This window comes from Rhizobium moroccans (assembly GCF_057559155.1).
On sequence record NZ_JBHFJG010000004.1, the window covers coordinates 59,757 to 76,267 of the forward strand.

General features: G+C 61.7%; 14 protein-coding genes. 6 read left to right on the forward strand and 8 right to left on the reverse strand.

Annotated features, from left to right (window positions below):
- Positions 1-2: 2 nt before the first annotated feature.
- The 4 genes from ACE04I_RS03495 to ACE04I_RS03510 form a co-directional block, all read right to left on the reverse strand.
- Complete coding sequence (locus tag ACE04I_RS03495; protein ID WP_487206629.1) at positions 3-608, reverse strand: serine O-acetyltransferase; 606 nt, start codon at positions 606-608, stop codon at positions 3-5.
- Entirely contained in the window at positions 605-1,600 is a 996-nt protein-coding gene (locus tag ACE04I_RS03500) for a glycosyltransferase family 61 protein (protein ID WP_052760417.1), read from the reverse strand. The genes ACE04I_RS03495 and ACE04I_RS03500 overlap by 4 nt, the downstream gene beginning before the upstream one ends.
- Positions 1,601-1,789: 189 nt before the next feature.
- The gene (gene epsE, locus ACE04I_RS03505; protein WP_046794999.1) at positions 1,790-3,031 is read right to left on the reverse strand and encodes an exopolysaccharide biosynthesis GT4 family glycosyltransferase EpsE; all 1,242 of its coding nucleotides are present in this window, start codon (positions 3,029-3,031) and stop codon (positions 1,790-1,792) included.
- Positions 3,032-3,037: 6 nt separating this feature from the next.
- Positions 3,038-4,087 carry a hypothetical protein gene (locus tag ACE04I_RS03510; RefSeq protein ID WP_137326532.1) on the reverse strand — a complete coding sequence of 350 codons (1,050 nt, stop codon included), beginning with the start codon at positions 4,085-4,087 and terminating at the stop codon, positions 3,038-3,040.
- A 282-nt stretch (positions 4,088-4,369) separates the two neighbouring features.
- Here ACE04I_RS03510 and ACE04I_RS03515 point away from each other — a divergent pair, with 282 nt between their 5' ends.
- The 4 genes from ACE04I_RS03515 to ACE04I_RS03530 are packed head-to-tail and all read left to right on the forward strand — an operon-like array spanning position 4,370 to position 8,997.
- A complete protein-coding gene (locus ACE04I_RS03515; RefSeq protein WP_046795001.1) occupies positions 4,370-5,623 on the forward strand; it encodes a polysaccharide biosynthesis/export family protein in 1,254 nt (417 codons plus the stop codon).
- 52 nt (positions 5,624-5,675) lie between these two features.
- Positions 5,676-7,157, forward strand: a complete 1,482-nt coding sequence (locus ACE04I_RS03520) for a GumC family protein (protein WP_046795002.1) — start codon at positions 5,676-5,678, stop codon at positions 7,155-7,157.
- 53 nt (positions 7,158-7,210) lie between these two features.
- Positions 7,211-8,008, forward strand: a complete 798-nt coding sequence (locus ACE04I_RS03525; RefSeq protein WP_052760418.1) for a P-loop NTPase family protein — start codon at positions 7,211-7,213, stop codon at positions 8,006-8,008.
- Positions 8,008-8,997, forward strand: coding sequence for a glycosyltransferase family 2 protein (locus ACE04I_RS03530; protein ID WP_046795003.1), 990 nt, complete (start codon positions 8,008-8,010; stop codon positions 8,995-8,997). The genes ACE04I_RS03525 and ACE04I_RS03530 overlap by 1 nt, the downstream gene beginning before the upstream one ends.
- A 6-nt stretch (positions 8,998-9,003) precedes the next feature.
- Here the strand turns inward: ACE04I_RS03530 and ACE04I_RS03535 are convergent, their stop codons facing one another.
- Positions 9,004-10,209: a glycosyltransferase gene (locus tag ACE04I_RS03535; RefSeq protein ID WP_487206630.1), complete on the reverse strand. Its 1,206-nt coding sequence runs from the start codon at positions 10,207-10,209 to the stop codon at positions 9,004-9,006.
- Positions 10,210-10,416: 207 nt separating this feature from the next.
- Here ACE04I_RS03535 and ACE04I_RS03540 point away from each other — a divergent pair, with 207 nt between their 5' ends.
- The gene (locus ACE04I_RS03540) at positions 10,417-11,427 is read left to right on the forward strand and encodes a glycosyltransferase family 2 protein (protein WP_046795005.1); all 1,011 of its coding nucleotides are present in this window, start codon (positions 10,417-10,419) and stop codon (positions 11,425-11,427) included.
- A gap of 4 nt (positions 11,428-11,431) precedes the next feature.
- Here the strand turns inward: ACE04I_RS03540 and ACE04I_RS03545 are convergent, their stop codons facing one another.
- Genes ACE04I_RS03545 through ACE04I_RS03555 form a run of 3 tightly spaced genes read right to left on the reverse strand, consistent with a single transcriptional unit; the run spans position 11,432 to position 14,546 of the window.
- Positions 11,432-12,532: a hypothetical protein gene (locus tag ACE04I_RS03545; RefSeq protein ID WP_197082524.1), complete on the reverse strand. Its 1,101-nt coding sequence runs from the start codon at positions 12,530-12,532 to the stop codon at positions 11,432-11,434.
- Positions 12,533-12,537: 5 nt separating this feature from the next.
- Complete coding sequence (locus ACE04I_RS03550; protein WP_046795006.1) at positions 12,538-12,978, reverse strand: GtrA family protein; 441 nt, start codon at positions 12,976-12,978, stop codon at positions 12,538-12,540.
- The gene (locus ACE04I_RS03555) at positions 12,975-14,546 is read right to left on the reverse strand and encodes an O-antigen ligase family protein (protein ID WP_170986274.1); all 1,572 of its coding nucleotides are present in this window, start codon (positions 14,544-14,546) and stop codon (positions 12,975-12,977) included. Before ACE04I_RS03555 ends, ACE04I_RS03550 begins: the two co-directional genes overlap by 4 nt.
- A gap of 288 nt (positions 14,547-14,834) precedes the next feature.
- Here ACE04I_RS03555 and ACE04I_RS03560 point away from each other — a divergent pair, with 288 nt between their 5' ends.
- Positions 14,835-16,391: a hypothetical protein gene (locus ACE04I_RS03560; protein WP_082118355.1), complete on the forward strand. Its 1,557-nt coding sequence runs from the start codon at positions 14,835-14,837 to the stop codon at positions 16,389-16,391.
- The last annotated feature ends 120 nt before the right edge of the window (positions 16,392-16,511 follow it).

The following is a 16,511-nucleotide window of genomic DNA, read 5'->3' on the forward strand; positions in this document are numbered from 1 at the left end:
TCTCAGGTATCCGTATCTGTCTTTCCGTCCCGGCTCAGGAATGGTCCGAGGCGGGGATAGATCTTCGCGGGCGACCCCACCACGACCGAATCCGAGGGAATGTCGGTGGTGACCGCCGTATTGGCGGCGATGCGGACCCGATCGCCGATCTGGATTTCGCCGAGAATGGTCGAGTTCACGCCGATGAAGACGTCGTCACCGATCGTCGGCGCACCCGCGGTCATGTTCGTCCCGATCGTGACATTGTGCATGATGCCGCATCGCTTTCCGATCACCGCGCCGGGATGGATGGATATCGACCCCTCCGCATGGATGATGTGGAACCCCTCGCCCAATGTCGCCTGTGCAGGAATCCAGACCCGCGTGATCGTCGAGACGATGGCGCTGACCGCGCCGTAGATTTTCCTGCAGACCTTGCGGACAAAGGAATTCCGGCGTTCCTCCCCCCAGCGGCCGAAGCGATAGACGAGAAGCGTAATGAAGCCCGCATTGAAAACCGTCCCGCCATGCCGCTCGTAATCCTTGCGGACTTGTGCCCGGAACGAGACCACCTTCTGCGGCTCGGCCGCGTTTGATTGGGAAGCGATGGTTAGAAGCCGCGAAATCATGCGTGCACCAGCTCCATTGTCCGCTCGATATCACTCCACTCGACACGGAAGTTCTTGCGATCTCCATCGCCCACGACGAAGGCGAAGCCCTGCCCCTGACGATCCGTGATGACCTTGAGGACAGAGACCACCCGGTCTGCCGGCTGGATCACGAAAAGGCTGGCATCCTGCGACATGACCGTCAGCGCATGAACCAGATGGCTGCCCTCGACGCCCGCGACAACGCTGGCGCCGGCGCAGGCATTGACGATATCGTCGACGGATGAGGCGAGCGGATCGATGATCCGGAAGCCGTGACGAGCGGCGAACTGCTCGGCGATCTCCGTCTCGTTCGACAATATGCGGTGATCGCCCTTGTCGCCCCTGAGAATGAATACGCCGGGATGACTGGAAGGTTTGGCCGAGGCGAGCAGCTTTTCCCTGATCTCGAGGGCACGCTTCTTCTTTCCTTCGTTCTGACCCTTGTCCCTGAAGAGGATGAGTTCGTCGAAGTGGATGTCGCCGACATAGATCGGCCTCAGGTCCAATTTCTGCGCATATTGCGGTTCATGGCCGCGCGTGATCGGCCGTGTCGTGACTGGCGTGCCGTATTCCTCCGCCAGTGAATAGGTCAGGCAATCGTCGGAAAGCCAGTTGCCGAACCAGCGATTGCCTATCCAGCTCTCGAAGAGCGCGCCGCTGGTGGTGTCCCTCGGGGAAGCGTAGACGGGCAGCTTACGGGCCCGCGGCCTCAGACTCTTGGAGGCGTTTCGCGCATAGAGCACGCCGTCGATCAGATCGACATCCTTGAGCCGATAGCCGATGGTCGCCTCCTGGGTGGTTTCGTATTTCCCCCGAAAGCCTTTCAGCACTTCGGCGACGGAACCGAATTCTGCGCCGCGGATGCGGTCGAGATGATGGGGCAGGAACTTGGCGGGAGGAATGAAACGCTTGGTGGCGGGTGCGATCGTCCAACGTTCCGAAGCAACCGCCTCGATATCCGGAAAGGGCATACCGGCGGCTTTTCTGAACGAATGCACGATGGGCCGAAACGAAATCAACTCACTGTCCCCGCTGCGTTTAACGGGCGCTATGAGCAGAAGCACGCCTCCCCTTTGTTCCACGCCCTCATGGAGATAATCGCATAGTTGCGGCGGCTTTCGCCGTAGCCATTGGGCGATCGGCCTACTCATTTCGATGTATCAGGCGGGTGTCGGCTCCTGTTGCCCCAGAAAACCGGCTATCGCCTGGGCGCTGATGCGGTGATGGAAGCTGGCGGCTATCTTGGCGCGCGAGGCCTGCCTCAGACGCCGCGAGAAATCCTCGTTTCCGAGTACCTCCTCTATCGCATCCGCCATTTCCTTCGGCTGCCGTGGCTGGACCAATATCGCATCCACCCTGTGGTCGATGAGTTCGCTATTTCCCCCCACGTCGGTCACGATCACCGGCAGCTCCATGGCCATGGCCTCCATGATGGCGACGGAAATACCCTCATCCAGGCTTGCGAGCGCGAAGATATGCGCATCATCGAGAGCCTGCCGAACCCGTGTTTCGGAAACCGCCCCAAGTAGTTCGACATTTTCCGTGAGGCGCTTGTCGCAGATCAGAGCCTCCAGCCTCTTGCGATAGCCGCGGCCGCCCTGCTCGTCCTCCCCGGCGATCTGCAGGCGGACGTCGATACCCCGCTCGCGCAGCATTTCCACGGTTTCGAGAAGGATGTCGTGACCCTTTACCGGATTGAGCCGGCCGCAGGTGAAGATCCGGCACGGCTCGCCCGGCTTCCAGGGCACATAAGGCCGGCTGCGGTGGATTTGATCGAGATCCACGCCCATGGGCGCGATCGCGATCCGGGAGGGCTTGGCGCCGTTCAGCCGCTCGCTGACAACGTCGAACAGCCGCCTGGAAATCACCGTCGCGAAGGCGGCGTTCCTCCATTTCTGCGGCTGATTGGGCCCATATCCCTCCAGCGTCGGCCCATGCAGCGTCAGGCTGTAAGGTATCCCCGAAAGCAACGATGCGAGCGCTGCGACATTGGCCGCGTCGGCGCAGGAATGCACATGGATATGCGTCCATTGCCCGCGGCGCGCGAGCCAGGCGAGCTTAGCGGCAGCCGGTATCATCGCCAGTGATCTCAAGCGGCCCGCCGGAGACCTGACTTCCGCGCTCGCAGCCGCAGCAAGGCTCCGGCCTATCCCTCTCGGCCCCGCCCGCACCAGCTCCCCGAGCGCGGCAAGCGTATCGCGCGGACGGAAGGGGAGGAGATAGCTGGTCTTCCCGCGTGCTTCTTCCGCCCAGGAATGCGAGGTCACAGCCTTCGGCGGATGCGAAGTGGAAACGAATTCCGCCTCTATGCCGAGTTCGGCCAGGGCCTGATGCTCCCGCCAGAGAAAGATATGGGTCTGTCCTGGAAACTCCGGTATGAAGAAACCGATCTTCTGGGTCATCGATGCTCACCCAAGACCGTTTCTGAACCGCCAGGCAAAGTGGATGGTGTTCTTCAGACGGTGAAGCTGCGCCATCAGACGACTGCGCTCGTCGGGACGCCGGATTTGCACCGTGTAGGACATGTATTGCAGCACGAAAGCAAGCGGTACCGGCTTGGCGCAATCCCCGGCATCGCTCGACGCTCGAGCCCGATAATTTCTCACAAACTCCGCCGCAAACGTCCGTAGCGCGGAAGCCTGAGTCGCATCGAACATCCGTGGCGGAGAAAGCTCGTCCATTCCGCGGCCGTAGATCGTCGCAAAACTGACCGCCGCCACATAATAAGCTCCGAGCGGTGTCAGATGAACCGTATCGGCAAAGATCGCATCCATGCGGGCCGCGCCATCCTGATCCTCGAAGCCGTTGAAGGCGGGATCGGACATGAGGCGTTCGACAAGTTCCGCCAGCGCCAGCGATGTCGGAATGAACCGCACCCGGTCCGGACGCCCGGCCGCCGCGATCTCGGCATTCACCCGCTCCACGACACAGCGCCAGACCGGCAGCGCTTGCCGCTCGTAATCGATCCAACCAACGGGGTCGCGCCTGTCCGTCAGACTGATCCATGGGGTGTAGAAATAACTGGTTCCGGCGGGATTGGCGGCGATGAAGTCACTGTGGAATCGGTAAAGCGCGCTCACCGTATCGTGCCATGCAAGCGAATCGAGAAGCCCATGCTGCTCCGTGATGATGAGCAGATCGTAGGGCCTGGTATCGAGACGGGGAAATTTTCCCGCCAAGCGCTGACCGATGGAAGAGCCGCTCGCGTGCTGCATCTTCCATGAAATGGGAATGCCGGCATTGCCTGCGATTTCGCTCAGGTAATCGGGGAAAGGACGATCCGTCAGGCTATGTCCCGAGATCAGCGCATGCCCCTTGTCGGAAGGCAGGAAGGGCTGCTGCAACCCGGAGGAAGGATGAACTTCGATAGTCTCCGATCCCAACATGGCCGCCCCGACGGCAATCGAGAAGATTGTCGAACTTGCACAGGCAATCGCGAACATTCTTGAAAAGCTCATTCTCCGCCGCTCCGGCCTTCGCGACGTATCGCAGGTTCACGTGCGTCTATGGGGCACATGGTTGTGCCGGCACTTCGATTTCACAAGCTTACGATTGGGCGGACCGCCCTACCCTAAAGGCGCGAGGATCACGTCCGGCCTCATCCATTCGGGCTATATCCAAAAGCCGAGGCGTACTCCTTTGTGCCTCGTTTCCAGTCGTCGGGCGCCGCCGTAATATTGGTCACCCTATCCCCGGAGGGATGGGCAGGGGTTCTGCAAATAACCATCTGGAGTGATTGAATGCGTGGGAGGACGAGTCTCGCGGGCCTGTTTCTTTGCCTGTCGTTCATCGGCGCTGCAGCGCAAACCACCTACCGCCTGCAGCCGGGCGATACGCTGCAGGTATGGATCGCGCAGGAGCCGGAACTCGGCCGCGAAATCGTCATCGCTCCGGATGGCTGGCTCTCCTTTCCGCTAGCCGGGCACCTGAAGGGGGCCGACCTCTCCCTGTCGGAACTGGAAGCCCAGCTTCTCGACCGGCTGAAACCCTATTTCAAGGACGTTCCGAACCTTACCATCATGCTGCGCCCGAACGCCCAGCATCAGTCGCTCATCTATGTTACCGGCGAGGTGGTCACGCCCGGCGAATATCCCCATCGCGCCGACATGACGGTTCTGCACGGCATCAGCGTCGCCGGCGGCGTCTATCGGACCGCTTTGCTCGCCGCCGACCAGGACAGGTCGGTAGTCGTGCAGCGCGAGGTGGAACACGCGGGCAAGCATCTGGAAGAGCTGAAAGCCCGCATACAGCGGCTGGAGGCGGAGCTTAAGGAAGCGACCACCCTCGGCACGCCCGAAGAGCTCGCGTCCAACCCCGCGCTGGCACAGGAACAGTCGCTCCTGAATTCCCGCCGCGAGGCGGTTTCCATGGAGGAGAGGGCTCAGCGCCAGGCCGAGGAGCTCACCGAAAGGAATGCCGCCGCCCTGCGCGAACAGGTCGATATGGTCTCGAAACGGGTGGATCTCGCCAAACGCCGCCTACAAAGCATCACCACACTGGTCGCGAAGGGCGGAGCGGAAAGCTCCCAGCAAATGGTGCAGGAAGGCGTGATCGCTGAACTCGAGGGGCAGGTCAGCCGTCTGATGTCGGAAATAGCGACGGCCGAGCGGGCGCGCCTTGCGGAAAACGCCCGTTACGAAAGCGCAAGACAGGGGCGTCACACCCAATTGCTCGTGGAGCTCAACGCCGCCAGGCGCGACTATGAGGAGACCGAGGCAAGGCTCTCCGACAGCACCCGCATCATGTCGATCTACGGAGAAAATGCGCTGGCCAACCAACAGAGGGCCCGGCGCGTGCTCTCCTACCGCATAGTCCGCTCGGTCGATGGCGAGATACGGGAACTGGATGCCACGGAGACCACACCTCTTATGCCGGGGGATCTGTTGCGCTTGTCCTACCACGATGTGGAGCCGGCCCCTGTCGCAAATGCCGCTCCCGCATCCCAGCCGGAAGATCCTCCACCCGCGCAATCCACCGAAACAGTGGCGCGATGAGGAAGGGTTTCATGGCCAAAGTGTTCAGCTGCCGACACGACGAGGCGAGAAAATGATCAACGAGCTGATCCGCAACATCATCTACTATTGCGAGGTTGCGCTCGCCAAACCCCTCTATGCCATCGTGCCGGTGCTGATCGCTCTTGTCGCCGGAGCGGGCATCATCCTGAGCATGCCCCGGAACTATCACTCGGAAGCCCTGCTGTTGATGGAGTTCCAGCAGATCCCGTCGACCCTGGTCTCTCCGACCGTCTCCAACGACCGGCTGCAGTTCATCGAACAGCGCGTGCTCTCCCGCAACAACCTCCTCGAACTGGCGGACAAATACGATCTTTTCCCCGGACTGAAGAACGCCCTGCCCAAGAACAATTTCGCAGGCATCGTGCGCAATCACATTACGCTTCAGATCGAGATGACGGATGGGGCCGACCAGATCGCGAGGAGCGCAACGGTGCGGGTCGGCTTCAAATACGGCGATCCGGCCCTGACTGCGCCGATCGTTTCGGACCTCGTGTCGCGGATCGTCGATGAAAACAAGCGCCTGCGCACCGCACGGGCTTCCGAAACGGCGACCTTTCTCAACCGGGAGATGGACGGATTGGCACGGCGTTTTCGCGAGCGCGAAGCCGCCTGGTCCGAGTATATCGAGGAAAACAAGGAAGCCCACCCCTCGCGGATGCCGACCATCCTGATCGAGCTCCAAGCGAAGGAGCAGGAGCTTGCAACCTTCGAGCGGACCGTCGTCGCCCTCAACGAGGAAATTCGTCTTCTGGAAGCGCAGCTCCGCATGGGTGTCGAGCAGGCGAGCGATGCGAACCGTCTCCACTCCCAGATCGCGACGCTGGAAGCCGATCTCGCCGCCAAATCGCTCGTCTATTCCGATGCCCATCCGCAAGTCCGCGCGATGAGACAACGCTTCGAAGAACTGCAATCCCGGATTGCCATCGCATCTCCGGTTGCCGCAACCGAGATGCCGACGGCCGAGGAGATCAAGAACCTGCCCGCGGAATTCATTCTGGTCGCCGAGCGCATCGCCAATATCAAGCCGCGCCAGGAGCAAACTGTAAACCAGCGAAATGAACTCGCCGGGCGGATCAACCGCTTGAGGGAAATCATCTCGCGTGCGCCGGAAGTCGAGGCGCAGATCCAGGCCAACGAAGCGGAAAAGCTTTCCCTGCAAAGAAGCATGGATGAGATGCAGGCCAAGCTCGACACCGCGCTTCTCGGCGAGCGGCTCGAGGAACGCCAGGCCATGCAGCAGATCGATATCGTCGAGCAGCCGGAGATCCCCACGGGCCCGTCCGGCCCGCGACGCCTCTATCTGGCGCTCGCCGTATGCGTCGCCGCCGGTGCTGCCGGCCTTGCGGGGATCTATGCCGCCCATCTTTTCGACGGTTCAATCCGTGGAACATTTGACCTTGCACAGGCCCTTGCAGGCCAGACGCTGGTGGTGATTCCGCGCTGGACCCCGGAGCGGCGCAGAGTAACGGCCTATTGGCGAACCCGCGGAAACGCCGGTCCGGCAGGAACCTAGCAGACTGACATGCCGTGAATGGAAGCCGCATAGATCGCAAAGGCACAGCATCCATGGAAATCATCAAGAACCTCTCGCCCAACAGCAGAATGGTGGACCGGCTGGACGATGCCGAGGTCGTCGAGTTCGACGCTCGGGCGGCGAATGTTGCGGTCAACGGGCACCACGTTTCGGAAGCAGGCTCCGCTGCCGAGGAGGTCGAACAGCTCTCCGCCGCGCTCCTTTACGCCAAGCGCATCATCGCTTTCGACAGCGACAGCTCGATGGCGCATGCTTACGACGCGCTGCGCAACCAATTGCTGAACGAGCCGGAAGACCGCGACATGCGGGTGATTTCGGTCATCGCGCCGACACGGGGCTGCGGCGCGACGGTGACGGCCGTCAATCTTGCCTTCAGCTTCGCCCGGGTGCCGGGAACGAGCGTACTGCTTGTGGACGCCAATGCACGAAGGCCGGCGGTCGGAGATGTTCTTGGACTGCCCGATGAACCGTTATTGGATGATCCGCTTGGCGGTTGGTTGACCTCGGTCGGTCTGCGCGGGGTGGATATCCACCTTCTGCGTGCCGCCTGGGGACCCGGCAAGATTCCGCTCGCGGCCGATCTTGCGCGAATGAGGGCGCAGGTGCGCTATGCCCGCCAGATATTGAAGCCGACGGTTACGCTGCTCGACCTGCCGCCGATGCTGAGTTCGGACGAGGCGGTTCCGTTCGTGGACGAGTCCGACACGGTCGTCTTCGTCCTGGCGGTCAATCGCTCGAAGCTTTCCGAACTGGAGATCTGCCGCAGTTATCTCAAGCCCGGCAAGGGAATGCAGGTCGTCCTCAACAAGACGAAGAGGCACGGTCTCTGATGTCTTCCGGCCCGGATGATCTTCTCGACGGCACCGGCTTCAAGCTGGCGATCGTCATCGTCAATTTCCGCACCGCCGATCTCGTCGTCGATTGTCTGGCGTCCCTGCATGTGCCGGGAACCATACCCTCGGAAACCCGCATCGTCGTTGTCGATGGAGCCTCCGGCGACGGCTCGGCCGAGCGCATCTCAGCAGCCATCAGCGAGAACGGTTGGGCCGACACCACAGGTCTTGCTCTCGATGTGAACGGCGGCTTTGCCTATGGCAACAACCGGGGCATCGAATATGCCAGGGCGAATTTCGGCAATCCGCGTTATGTCCTGCTGCTCAATCCCGATACGGTTGCCCGGCCGGGCAGTATTACCCGGCTGGTCGAGTTCATGGACGCCAATGGCGAGGCGGGCATAGCCGGCAGCCGCCTTGAGCACCCGGACGGCAAGGGGCAGGCCTGCGCCTTCCGCTTTCCCTCCATTGCCAATGAATTCGAAAGCGAAGCCAAGTTCGGCCCGATCACCCGCCTGCTCGATCGCTGGCGCATCGCTCCCGATATGCCGAAGGAAGCCAGCCGGATCGACTGGGTATCGGGCGCCTGCATGATCGTGCGCGCGGATGTGTTGAGAGAGGTCGGCTATCTCGACGAGGGATATTTCCTCTATTACGAGGAGCTCGATTTCTGCCTTCGCGCAGCCCGCGCCGGCTGGTCCTGCTGGCATGTCCCGGAGAGCCGGGTCGTGCATCTTGTCGGCCAGTCGACGGGCGTCACGCGGCACGATCGCCCTTCGAGACGACCGGTCTACTGGTTCGAATCCAGGCGCCGATACTACCTCAAGCACAAGGGCACGGTTTACGCGGTCCTTGCCGACCTCGCCTGGCTCGCTGGCCACCTGCTATGGCGCACCCGCCTGCTGATCGAGGGCGGCCACGGAAACGCGCCGCCGCATCTCCTGCAGGATTTCATCCGCCACGCCCGCCCCTTCCGCAGCACCTGAATCACTCTAGGCGGTACCGGCCTGCGCCATCAGGCTTTCCAGGAGTGCCGCCGACCTGTTGATATCGTGCCGCTCCAGCGTACGCAGGCGGCCTGCCTCGCCCTTTCGGAAGAGTTCGAAATCGCTCGCTGAAAGCGCCTGCCGCATTGCGTTTGCGAGCGCATCGAGATCGCCGGCGGGAACGAGCCAGCCATTGTCCGGCTGCACCAGCTCGGGAATGCCGGCGATATAGGTCGAGATCACCGGGCGCTTCAACGCCAGGCTCTCCATCAGCACGACCGGCAGCCCTTCCGCGAAACTCGGCAGCACCAGCGCCCTTGCCCGCAGGATCTCGCTTCGGACGGCTTCCTGTGCGAGCGTGCCCGTCAGGATCACACTGTCCTCAAGGCCGAGCCGGCCGGTCTCCCGTTCGATCTCCGCTCTCAGCGGCCCGTCGCCCACCAGAACCAGCTTGAAATGCAATCCTTCCGCCCGGAGCTTCGCGGCCGCCTGCAGCAGCAGGATATGTCCTTTCTGCTCCGATAGGCGCGCGATGCAGAGAAGCCTCGGCTCCATGCCATGGGCCTCCACGTCATCCTTCAGATAGCGCTCGTCGATCCCGCAGCGCACCACCTGCACCTTTCGCCAATCCTTGAGATCGGCCCAGCGCAGCAACTGGCTACGGCCGTAAGAGCTGACCGCCACGACGAAGGAGGAGGCGCAGATCTTTTCGCCGAGCGCCAGCTTTTCAGGCCGGTCGAATTCTTCCGGCCCATGCACCGTGAAGCTGAAACGGAGACCGCCGATCTGATGCGCCAATACAGCTACAGTCGTGGGATTGGTGCCGAAATGGACATGCAAATGCTCTATCCGGTCTTTTCGGCACCAGTCCGCCAGGATCATCCCTTCGTAGAAATAGGCGAGATGTCTGAAATACTGCCCGCGGGAGGCCCGCGCGAACCGGAACGCGCTGGCGAATGCCCGCACCGCCGAGGCGGGATTGGCTGAAAAGCTTCGCAGGACGCTTGCGAGCGCCAGCAAGGCGCGCACCTTCAGCAGGTGCCGCGTTTTCTCTCCCTCAAGAAGATCGTCGGGGTCCTTCAACTCGCCCCGGAAGGGTCGCACAGCATATCTTGCGATCTCATGCCCCCGCGCTTCGAGGGCTAAGATTTCCCGGCGTATGAAAGTATGGCTCGGCGCTGGATACTGGTTGGTGAAATACGCGATACGCATTTCGCAAGCGCCTTTTTCCTGTCCGCTCGCTGTGGCGGTCTCCTCCTTCGGGTATAGCAAAACAGGCCGCGAAGACTGAGCCGGACAAAAAGCGTAGGCGCCCCTCACCCCTTCCACCAAAGGGGTAGGTTTACACGCCACGAGCTAAATTTTAGAGACGGTATAGAGACTTATCCGAGAAGCGGCTGGCGCCGGAGGCGCGCCCGGATGGATACGGCAACCATAGCTCACCGTGATTTTCCCGCCCTGGGCGCCACGACCGGCGTGGTCGTCATCGGGCGGAACGAGGGCGAGCGTCTGATCCGCTGCCTCGATTCCCTTGCGCCATACCGCGATCGCACGGTTTACGTCGATTCCGGCTCCTGTGACGGCAGCATCGAGGCTGCCGCCGAACGCTGCGCCTTCGTCCTGCAGCTCGACTTGACCCGACCCTTCACGGCGGCCCGCGCCCGCAATGCCGGCTTCGACGCCCTGATGCAACGCTGGCCCGATACGGCTTTCGTACAGTTCGTCGACGGCGATTGCGAAGTCGATGGCCGCTGGATCGAAACCGCCGCAGCCTTCCTGATCGCGAGAAAGGATGTCGCCCTGGTTTTCGGGCGTCGTCGGGAGCGTCATCCGGAACGCACGATTTTCAACGCCATGTGCGATCAGGAATGGGAAGGCGTTCCGGGCGAAGTCCAGGAATGCGGCGGGGACATTCTGATCAGGGCCTCCGCCCTATGGGAGCTTGGCGGCTATTCGAACCACCTGATCGCCGGTGAGGAGCCGGAGCTTTGCATCCGCCTGCGCAAGAAGGCTTGGCGGATTTGGCGCCTGCCCGTGGAAATGACCCGCCATGATGCCGACATAACCCGCCTCGGCCAATGGTGGAAACGAAGCGTGCGCTGCGGACATGCCTACGCGGAAGTATCCCATCTGCATCGCGGCTCGCCATTCAGGATCTGGACGCGGAATGTCCGCCGCTCTGTCTTCTGGGGCGGCCTCCTGCCCTTGATCGCGCTTGCCAGCGCGATCGTTCAGCCCGCCGCTCTCGGGCTCCTTCTGGTCTACCCGCTTCAGATCGTCCGTTTGGCCCGCAGGTCTCCGGCCACCCCCGCCCGCTGGACCAATGCCATCTTCGCCGTGCTCGGCAAATTCGCCGAAATGCAGGGCATCGTCCGTTTCCATATCAACAGGCTCATCGGACGGCGGCAGGCGATCATCGAATACAAATGAGGGGTCAATGACCGGCCGGATAGGCGAGCGGCTTCCAGTTCGGGTCGGGCCAGACGAAGGGATTGCCGTCGGCCTCGGGCCGCGCATTCGCGAAGTAATCCCGGCAGCGCCCGACCTGGCCGCCTTCTCCCTTCATCGTCCAATAGCTTTCGCAGGCGTTTTTGGCGATTCCCTCGCGGCAATCCTCCATCGTCAGTCCGTTCAGATCGGTCTTGGCTTCGAATTCCCGCACATGGCTCCAGGCGATCGTCTGCAGTGCCTTGGCCGCCTCGGGACGCACCACGGGCGGCGCTTTCGCCCCCACCGGAGAGGCGTGATAGATGGAGGCATAGTGCACGGCCGCCATGAAATAGATGCCGAGATCGGTCAGGTGCACGTCGTCCCTGAATATCCGGTCGAGCCTCTGCTGCACCGTACCGGATATGCCCGGCACGTCTCCCTTCAGCGCATGTTCCACGAGTTCGACCATCGCGGTGCCGCCGGGCAGAACCGAAAGCCGGGCGGGACGCTCCTCTGCCTCCAGGGTGAGCTGCACCTTGCGGGCAACGCATTGGAAAACCAGCGAGGCATTCCTCTCATGCCTGATCCAGGGTTCGGGATCGGCCTTATCCACCCCCAGCCAGACGTGGTAATAGAGCGTGCGGGCCTTGGGATTGCCCTCCACCAACCGGTCATGGAAGCTCCTGAGATAGCCGACCGAATTCTCCCAGATCACGGTGCCTATCACCGAATGTCCCTCGGTCGCGACCAGCGTGTCGTAACGACGGCCCTGCGCCAGGCGCTTGGGATTTCGAAACTCTTCGACGACGTTCATCCCGTCGCCCTTGCGGTTCTTGCCATAGCTGTAGCCGGCCCAGCCTCCGTCACCCCAGGTGCGGACCCTCAGAGGCGAACCGATGACGATCTGCTGCTCCCAGCCGATCTCCTTTCCCAGGCTTCTTGCGATAAGCTCGATATATTCCGGCAGCGGATTGTCCATCAGGCTGTGGCCCGTATAGAGCACCTGGGCAGACTGCCGCTCCCCTTCCGTCGCCATGGATATCGAAGCGGTGGAAACCAGCACCGAGGCGGCAAGCGCAGCGCCGAATTTTGCAAGAATACGCATGTTCCTCACTCCTTTCGAATATCCGCGAACGCCCAGTATTTGTTAAGGACGAAAAGGATCGCCGGCACGCCAACCCCCATGATCGGCAGGGCGTAGGTGTAGGGGTAGGCAAGCATGTACACGAGGACGTGGACGGTGGCCGCATTCATGAGGAAACCCGTCAGCGAGACGGCGATGTAGCGCAGGAAGCGTCGCCGCCTTTGCAGCCGGTCCATGCTCTTCGAAGGGAAAGTCCAGCTCGATTGACCCGAAAACGAAACGATGAAGGCAGCAAGGAAGCCTGCCACATTTGCAAGCGACGGCTCGATATTTGCGAGATCGATTGCCAGGCTGAAAACGAGAAGATGCACGAAAGTCGCTGCAAGCCCGACCAGGCCGAAGCGCGAAAGCTGTCCGGCCAGCTTCTTGAGGTCCGGCATCGGCAATATCTGCTTCGCAGTGTTCATCGGCCGCCCACCACGCGCATTTTCTGCAAGCGTCCGGTCGGCTGCGCAATGGGAGGCGTCGGGCCGATCCCAACGGTCCGCATCCTGCCCGTGACCTTCTCCACGAATTCCCATTGGATGCCGAGGCCCAGCCGCACGAGCGCCGCGCCGATACCGGCAAGCGCCCAATAGATATGGGGAATGACCGATACGCTGCTGGTGGTCGCGATCGTGAAGAGCACCGCCAGCAAGAGGGCCAAATAGCCCTGATAGCTCACGAGATCCGTTTTGCTCCTGAGGAAGAGGCTCGCGGTCTTGGCTGCGATCATCCCGAAGACAAGCAGGAAGAGGACGAGGCCGATCAAGCCGTATTGCAGGGCCACCTGCAGATAGGAGTTCACGACATCGACGATGCCCTGGCCCTGGATCATTCTCAGCATCTCCGGCTCTCCCAGGAAGGTCTCCGAACCGAGCAACGGATAACGGCCGATGACGATCATCGAGTTTTCGAAGAGCTGCGAGCGATAGGTCTCGCTGCCGCGGTCGGCGGAACCGACGAACGGAAGCAGGTTGATGAAGCGATCGATGAACGTCGGATGCAGGGCTGCCACGGCGAGCAGCACGGGAAGGCCCCCGAAAAGCAACCGGAGCGATCTTCGCAGATTGGTAAGGAGCAGCACCACTGCGCAGAATGCGAAGCCGAGCCACGGACCGCGCGATACGCTGGACAACAGCCCGCCCATCATGAGGGCGAGCGCCGCATAGCGCCACAGGCCGATGGCCTGCCGCGTCCGAAGTGCCAGCAGGCAGCCTCCTCCCGCCATGCAAAGGAAGCCGAAGGCGATGGATTCAACGGAAGTCGTCGCCGCGCGCAACAGCCCGTCACGGAAAAGATACGCGGTGAGCAGGAAGACATCCCACTCCTGCAGCACCACATAATAGACCCGCCAGCTTCTCCAGATCTCGAACATGCCGACCGCCGCAAGCGGCATGGTCGCAACCGCGAAGGCGAGGAGCGCCTGGTTCACCTCCTGGGCCGACCGCAGGGCGCGGCTGAAAACGAAATAGGGAAGCAGGATGTCGAGGAAATAGCCCGGCACGACCCGCAGGATGGAGTTGAAGTCTCCGAGCCGTAGCGAAAGCAGGCAAACGAAGCCGAAGAAGGCCAGGATCGCCGCATCGGTGCCGCGGAGCTCGCGGTTTTCCCGGTTCCGCCAGAGATCGACGGCAATGGGCAGGAGGATCAGCAGCGCGAGCAGCCGTGGCGGATTGAGGTCGATGATCCTGTTGAAGATCGGCGGAATTCCCATCCCCACAGCGACGCACGGCGCCGCAAACATCAGGACGAGATAAAGAAGAACCGGCCGCTTGGAATAGCGAAGTATGTAAATGCTCATCAGGATGAGCACGAAGGCGAAGTCCAGAAAGCTCCTCGACAGGAAGGTCGCGCAAGTGGTCGCGAACCAGCAGTTCCGCCATAGCCGGAACTCGTCCTCGTCGATGAGCGGAACGGCGATCCTCCTGGCGATGTAGAACGCAGGAATGCTGACGATCAGAACATAGGTGAGTGCTCGAAGATATTCAGGCATCTGGAGGCTCACGCTCGGCGTAGCGGCGGGATGGCGGGGCTTCCCGCTCGCAATCATCCTGTTCCATATCCGCCCTCGGAAAGTTTCATGCGCACAGTTCCGACGCCAGCGTATAGGCGGGCTCCCGCCGCCACAGCCTGCCCAAAGGAGGTAACGTCTACTTCGACCTGCCTATGGCACCCCCTTTTGGAGTGATTGTTTTCTTCACCCCGCTGACCTTCGATTCCGGACGATGCCGCGCGGCACAAAGACCGCGGTACCTTTCAGCGAAAACCTGCGGGAGCAGTCATGGGGACCGGAAAGACAAAACTGGCCGTGAACCGCCGCACGCTTTTGCAGCTCCTGTCGAGCGCGGCGGTCGCGCCCTTGTTGGGCGCGAGTTCCGACCACACGACGGCGGACGACCTGCCTCCGGGTCGCCTGGGGCTCAATCTCAGCGGCATGAGCTATTGGGCAACGGAGCAAGTCTTTTCCAACCTCGCCCATAATGCAGCTCGCTGGCGGGTCCAGATTGAAGGAGCCCCCTTCACCTGGGACACCCCCCTTCCCCCGATGACGCCGGAGGGCTATCCGAAGGAGGTTCCGAAGGGAGCGGTGCTGGACAGTTTCCTGATCTTTACCGAGCACCGCAGGAACCTTCCCGTCGAGCTTTCCGTCCACTACGACGGCAAGGGCCGGATCGGCTATGTGGGCGGCGCCGAACTGGAGACTCGCGCACCGGGACGCGACGATGTCCGCAATCTTCGCAAGTCCGATCCCTTCACGGCCCGCATCCTGGAAACCGATCCGGCCGATCCCATCCGCAACATTCGCGTCCACGAACGCGGAAAGATGCCCGAGAGCAACTTTCGGGAGCCGTTCCTGAAACGCCTCGAAGGCATGGCAGCACTTCGCTTCATGGACTGGATGGGAACCAACAACTCGGCGGTCCGCACCTGGAAGGACCAGCCGAGGGTCGGCCAGTTCGGCCGTTCCGATCTTGGCGTGCCGCACGAATACATGATCGAGCTTTGCAACCTGGTGAAGATCGATCCCTGGTTCAACATGCCTCATCTGGCCGATGACGATTACGTCCGCCGCTTCGCGCTTGCGGTGAAGGATGGCCTCGATCCGGACCTCAAGGTGAATGTGGAATATTCCAACGAGGTCTGGAACATGATTTTCGGCCAGGCCGATTATGCTGGCAAGCAGGGGCTGGCGCTCGGCTTCTCGGATAACGGCTACGAAGCGCAGCTTCGCTACTACGCTCATCGCACGAGCGAAATCCTTGCCATCTGGGAAGACGTCTTCGGCACCCAGAAGGAGCGGATCGTCGGCATCTACGCCGCCCAGTCCGTCAACGACTGGACCAGCACCACCATCCTCTCCTGGAAGGGGGTGAAGGAACATGCCGATGTCCTCGCCATCGCACCCTACTTCGGCGGCGGACTTGGGTCGCCCGAACGCGCGGAGGAGGTTTCGACATGGTCGCTCGACCGGCTGTTTCTGGAACTCGAGCGCGAGATCGCGACGGAGAACAGGAGGGCCATTCTGTCCCAGGCGGTGGTCGCCGGGGAATATGGCGTCAAGCTCTATGCCTATGAGGGCGGCCAGCACCTCGTCGGACATGGCGGCGCGGAAAACAATGAAAAGCTCGCCGACCTCTTCATCACCGCAAACCGCGATCCGCGCATGGGGGAACTCTATCTCCGCCATCTGAAGACCTGGTGGGCCTCCGGAGGCGATCTCTATGCGGTCTTCTCGTCCATGGGAGAACCCAGCAAATGGGGAAGCTGGGGGCTTCTGGAAATCGAGGGTGCCGACCATCCGAAATGGCAGGCGATCCAGCACCTCATCAAGGGATGAGCACCCTTCTCCAATCGGCGTAGGGCACGCCTTGTCCTCCACCGCTTGGCATAGTCCTTATCCGAATGGGCAGGTCGGCAGACGGCGGGGCGGAGCCCTAGAGTCGAACACTCAGAAAAG

What these genes read in the sequence shown, in the direction of transcription:
- ACE04I_RS03510 (WP_137326532.1), bottom strand. Translation starts at nt 4,087, where the DNA reads ATGAGCTTTTCAAGAATGTTCGCGATTGCCTGTGCAAGTTCGACAATC.
- ACE04I_RS03560 (WP_082118355.1), top strand. Translation starts at nt 14,835, where the DNA reads ATGGGGACCGGAAAGACAAAACTGGCCGTGAACCGCCGCACGCTTTTG.
- ACE04I_RS03530 (WP_046795003.1), top strand. Translation starts at nt 8,008, where the DNA reads ATGTCTTCCGGCCCGGATGATCTTCTCGACGGCACCGGCTTCAAGCTG.
- ACE04I_RS03535 (WP_487206630.1), bottom strand. Translation starts at nt 10,209, where the DNA reads ATGCGTATCGCGTATTTCACCAACCAGTATCCAGCGCCGAGCCATACT.
- ACE04I_RS03555 (WP_170986274.1), bottom strand. Translation starts at nt 14,546, where the DNA reads ATGCCTGAATATCTTCGAGCACTCACCTATGTTCTGATCGTCAGCATT.
- ACE04I_RS03520 (WP_046795002.1), top strand. Translation starts at nt 5,676, where the DNA reads ATGATCAACGAGCTGATCCGCAACATCATCTACTATTGCGAGGTTGCG.
- ACE04I_RS03495 (WP_487206629.1), bottom strand. Translation starts at nt 608, where the DNA reads ATGATTTCGCGGCTTCTAACCATCGCTTCCCAATCAAACGCGGCCGAG.
- ACE04I_RS03545 (WP_197082524.1), bottom strand. Translation starts at nt 12,532, where the DNA reads ATGCGTATTCTTGCAAAATTCGGCGCTGCGCTTGCCGCCTCGGTGCTG.
- ACE04I_RS03515 (WP_046795001.1), top strand. Translation starts at nt 4,370, where the DNA reads ATGCGTGGGAGGACGAGTCTCGCGGGCCTGTTTCTTTGCCTGTCGTTC.
- epsE (WP_046794999.1), bottom strand. Translation starts at nt 3,031, where the DNA reads ATGACCCAGAAGATCGGTTTCTTCATACCGGAGTTTCCAGGACAGACC.
- ACE04I_RS03500 (WP_052760417.1), bottom strand. Translation starts at nt 1,600, where the DNA reads ATGCCCTTTCCGGATATCGAGGCGGTTGCTTCGGAACGTTGGACGATC.
- ACE04I_RS03525 (WP_052760418.1), top strand. Translation starts at nt 7,211, where the DNA reads ATGGAAATCATCAAGAACCTCTCGCCCAACAGCAGAATGGTGGACCGG.
- ACE04I_RS03540 (WP_046795005.1), top strand. Translation starts at nt 10,417, where the DNA reads ATGGATACGGCAACCATAGCTCACCGTGATTTTCCCGCCCTGGGCGCC.
- ACE04I_RS03550 (WP_046795006.1), bottom strand. Translation starts at nt 12,978, where the DNA reads ATGAACACTGCGAAGCAGATATTGCCGATGCCGGACCTCAAGAAGCTG.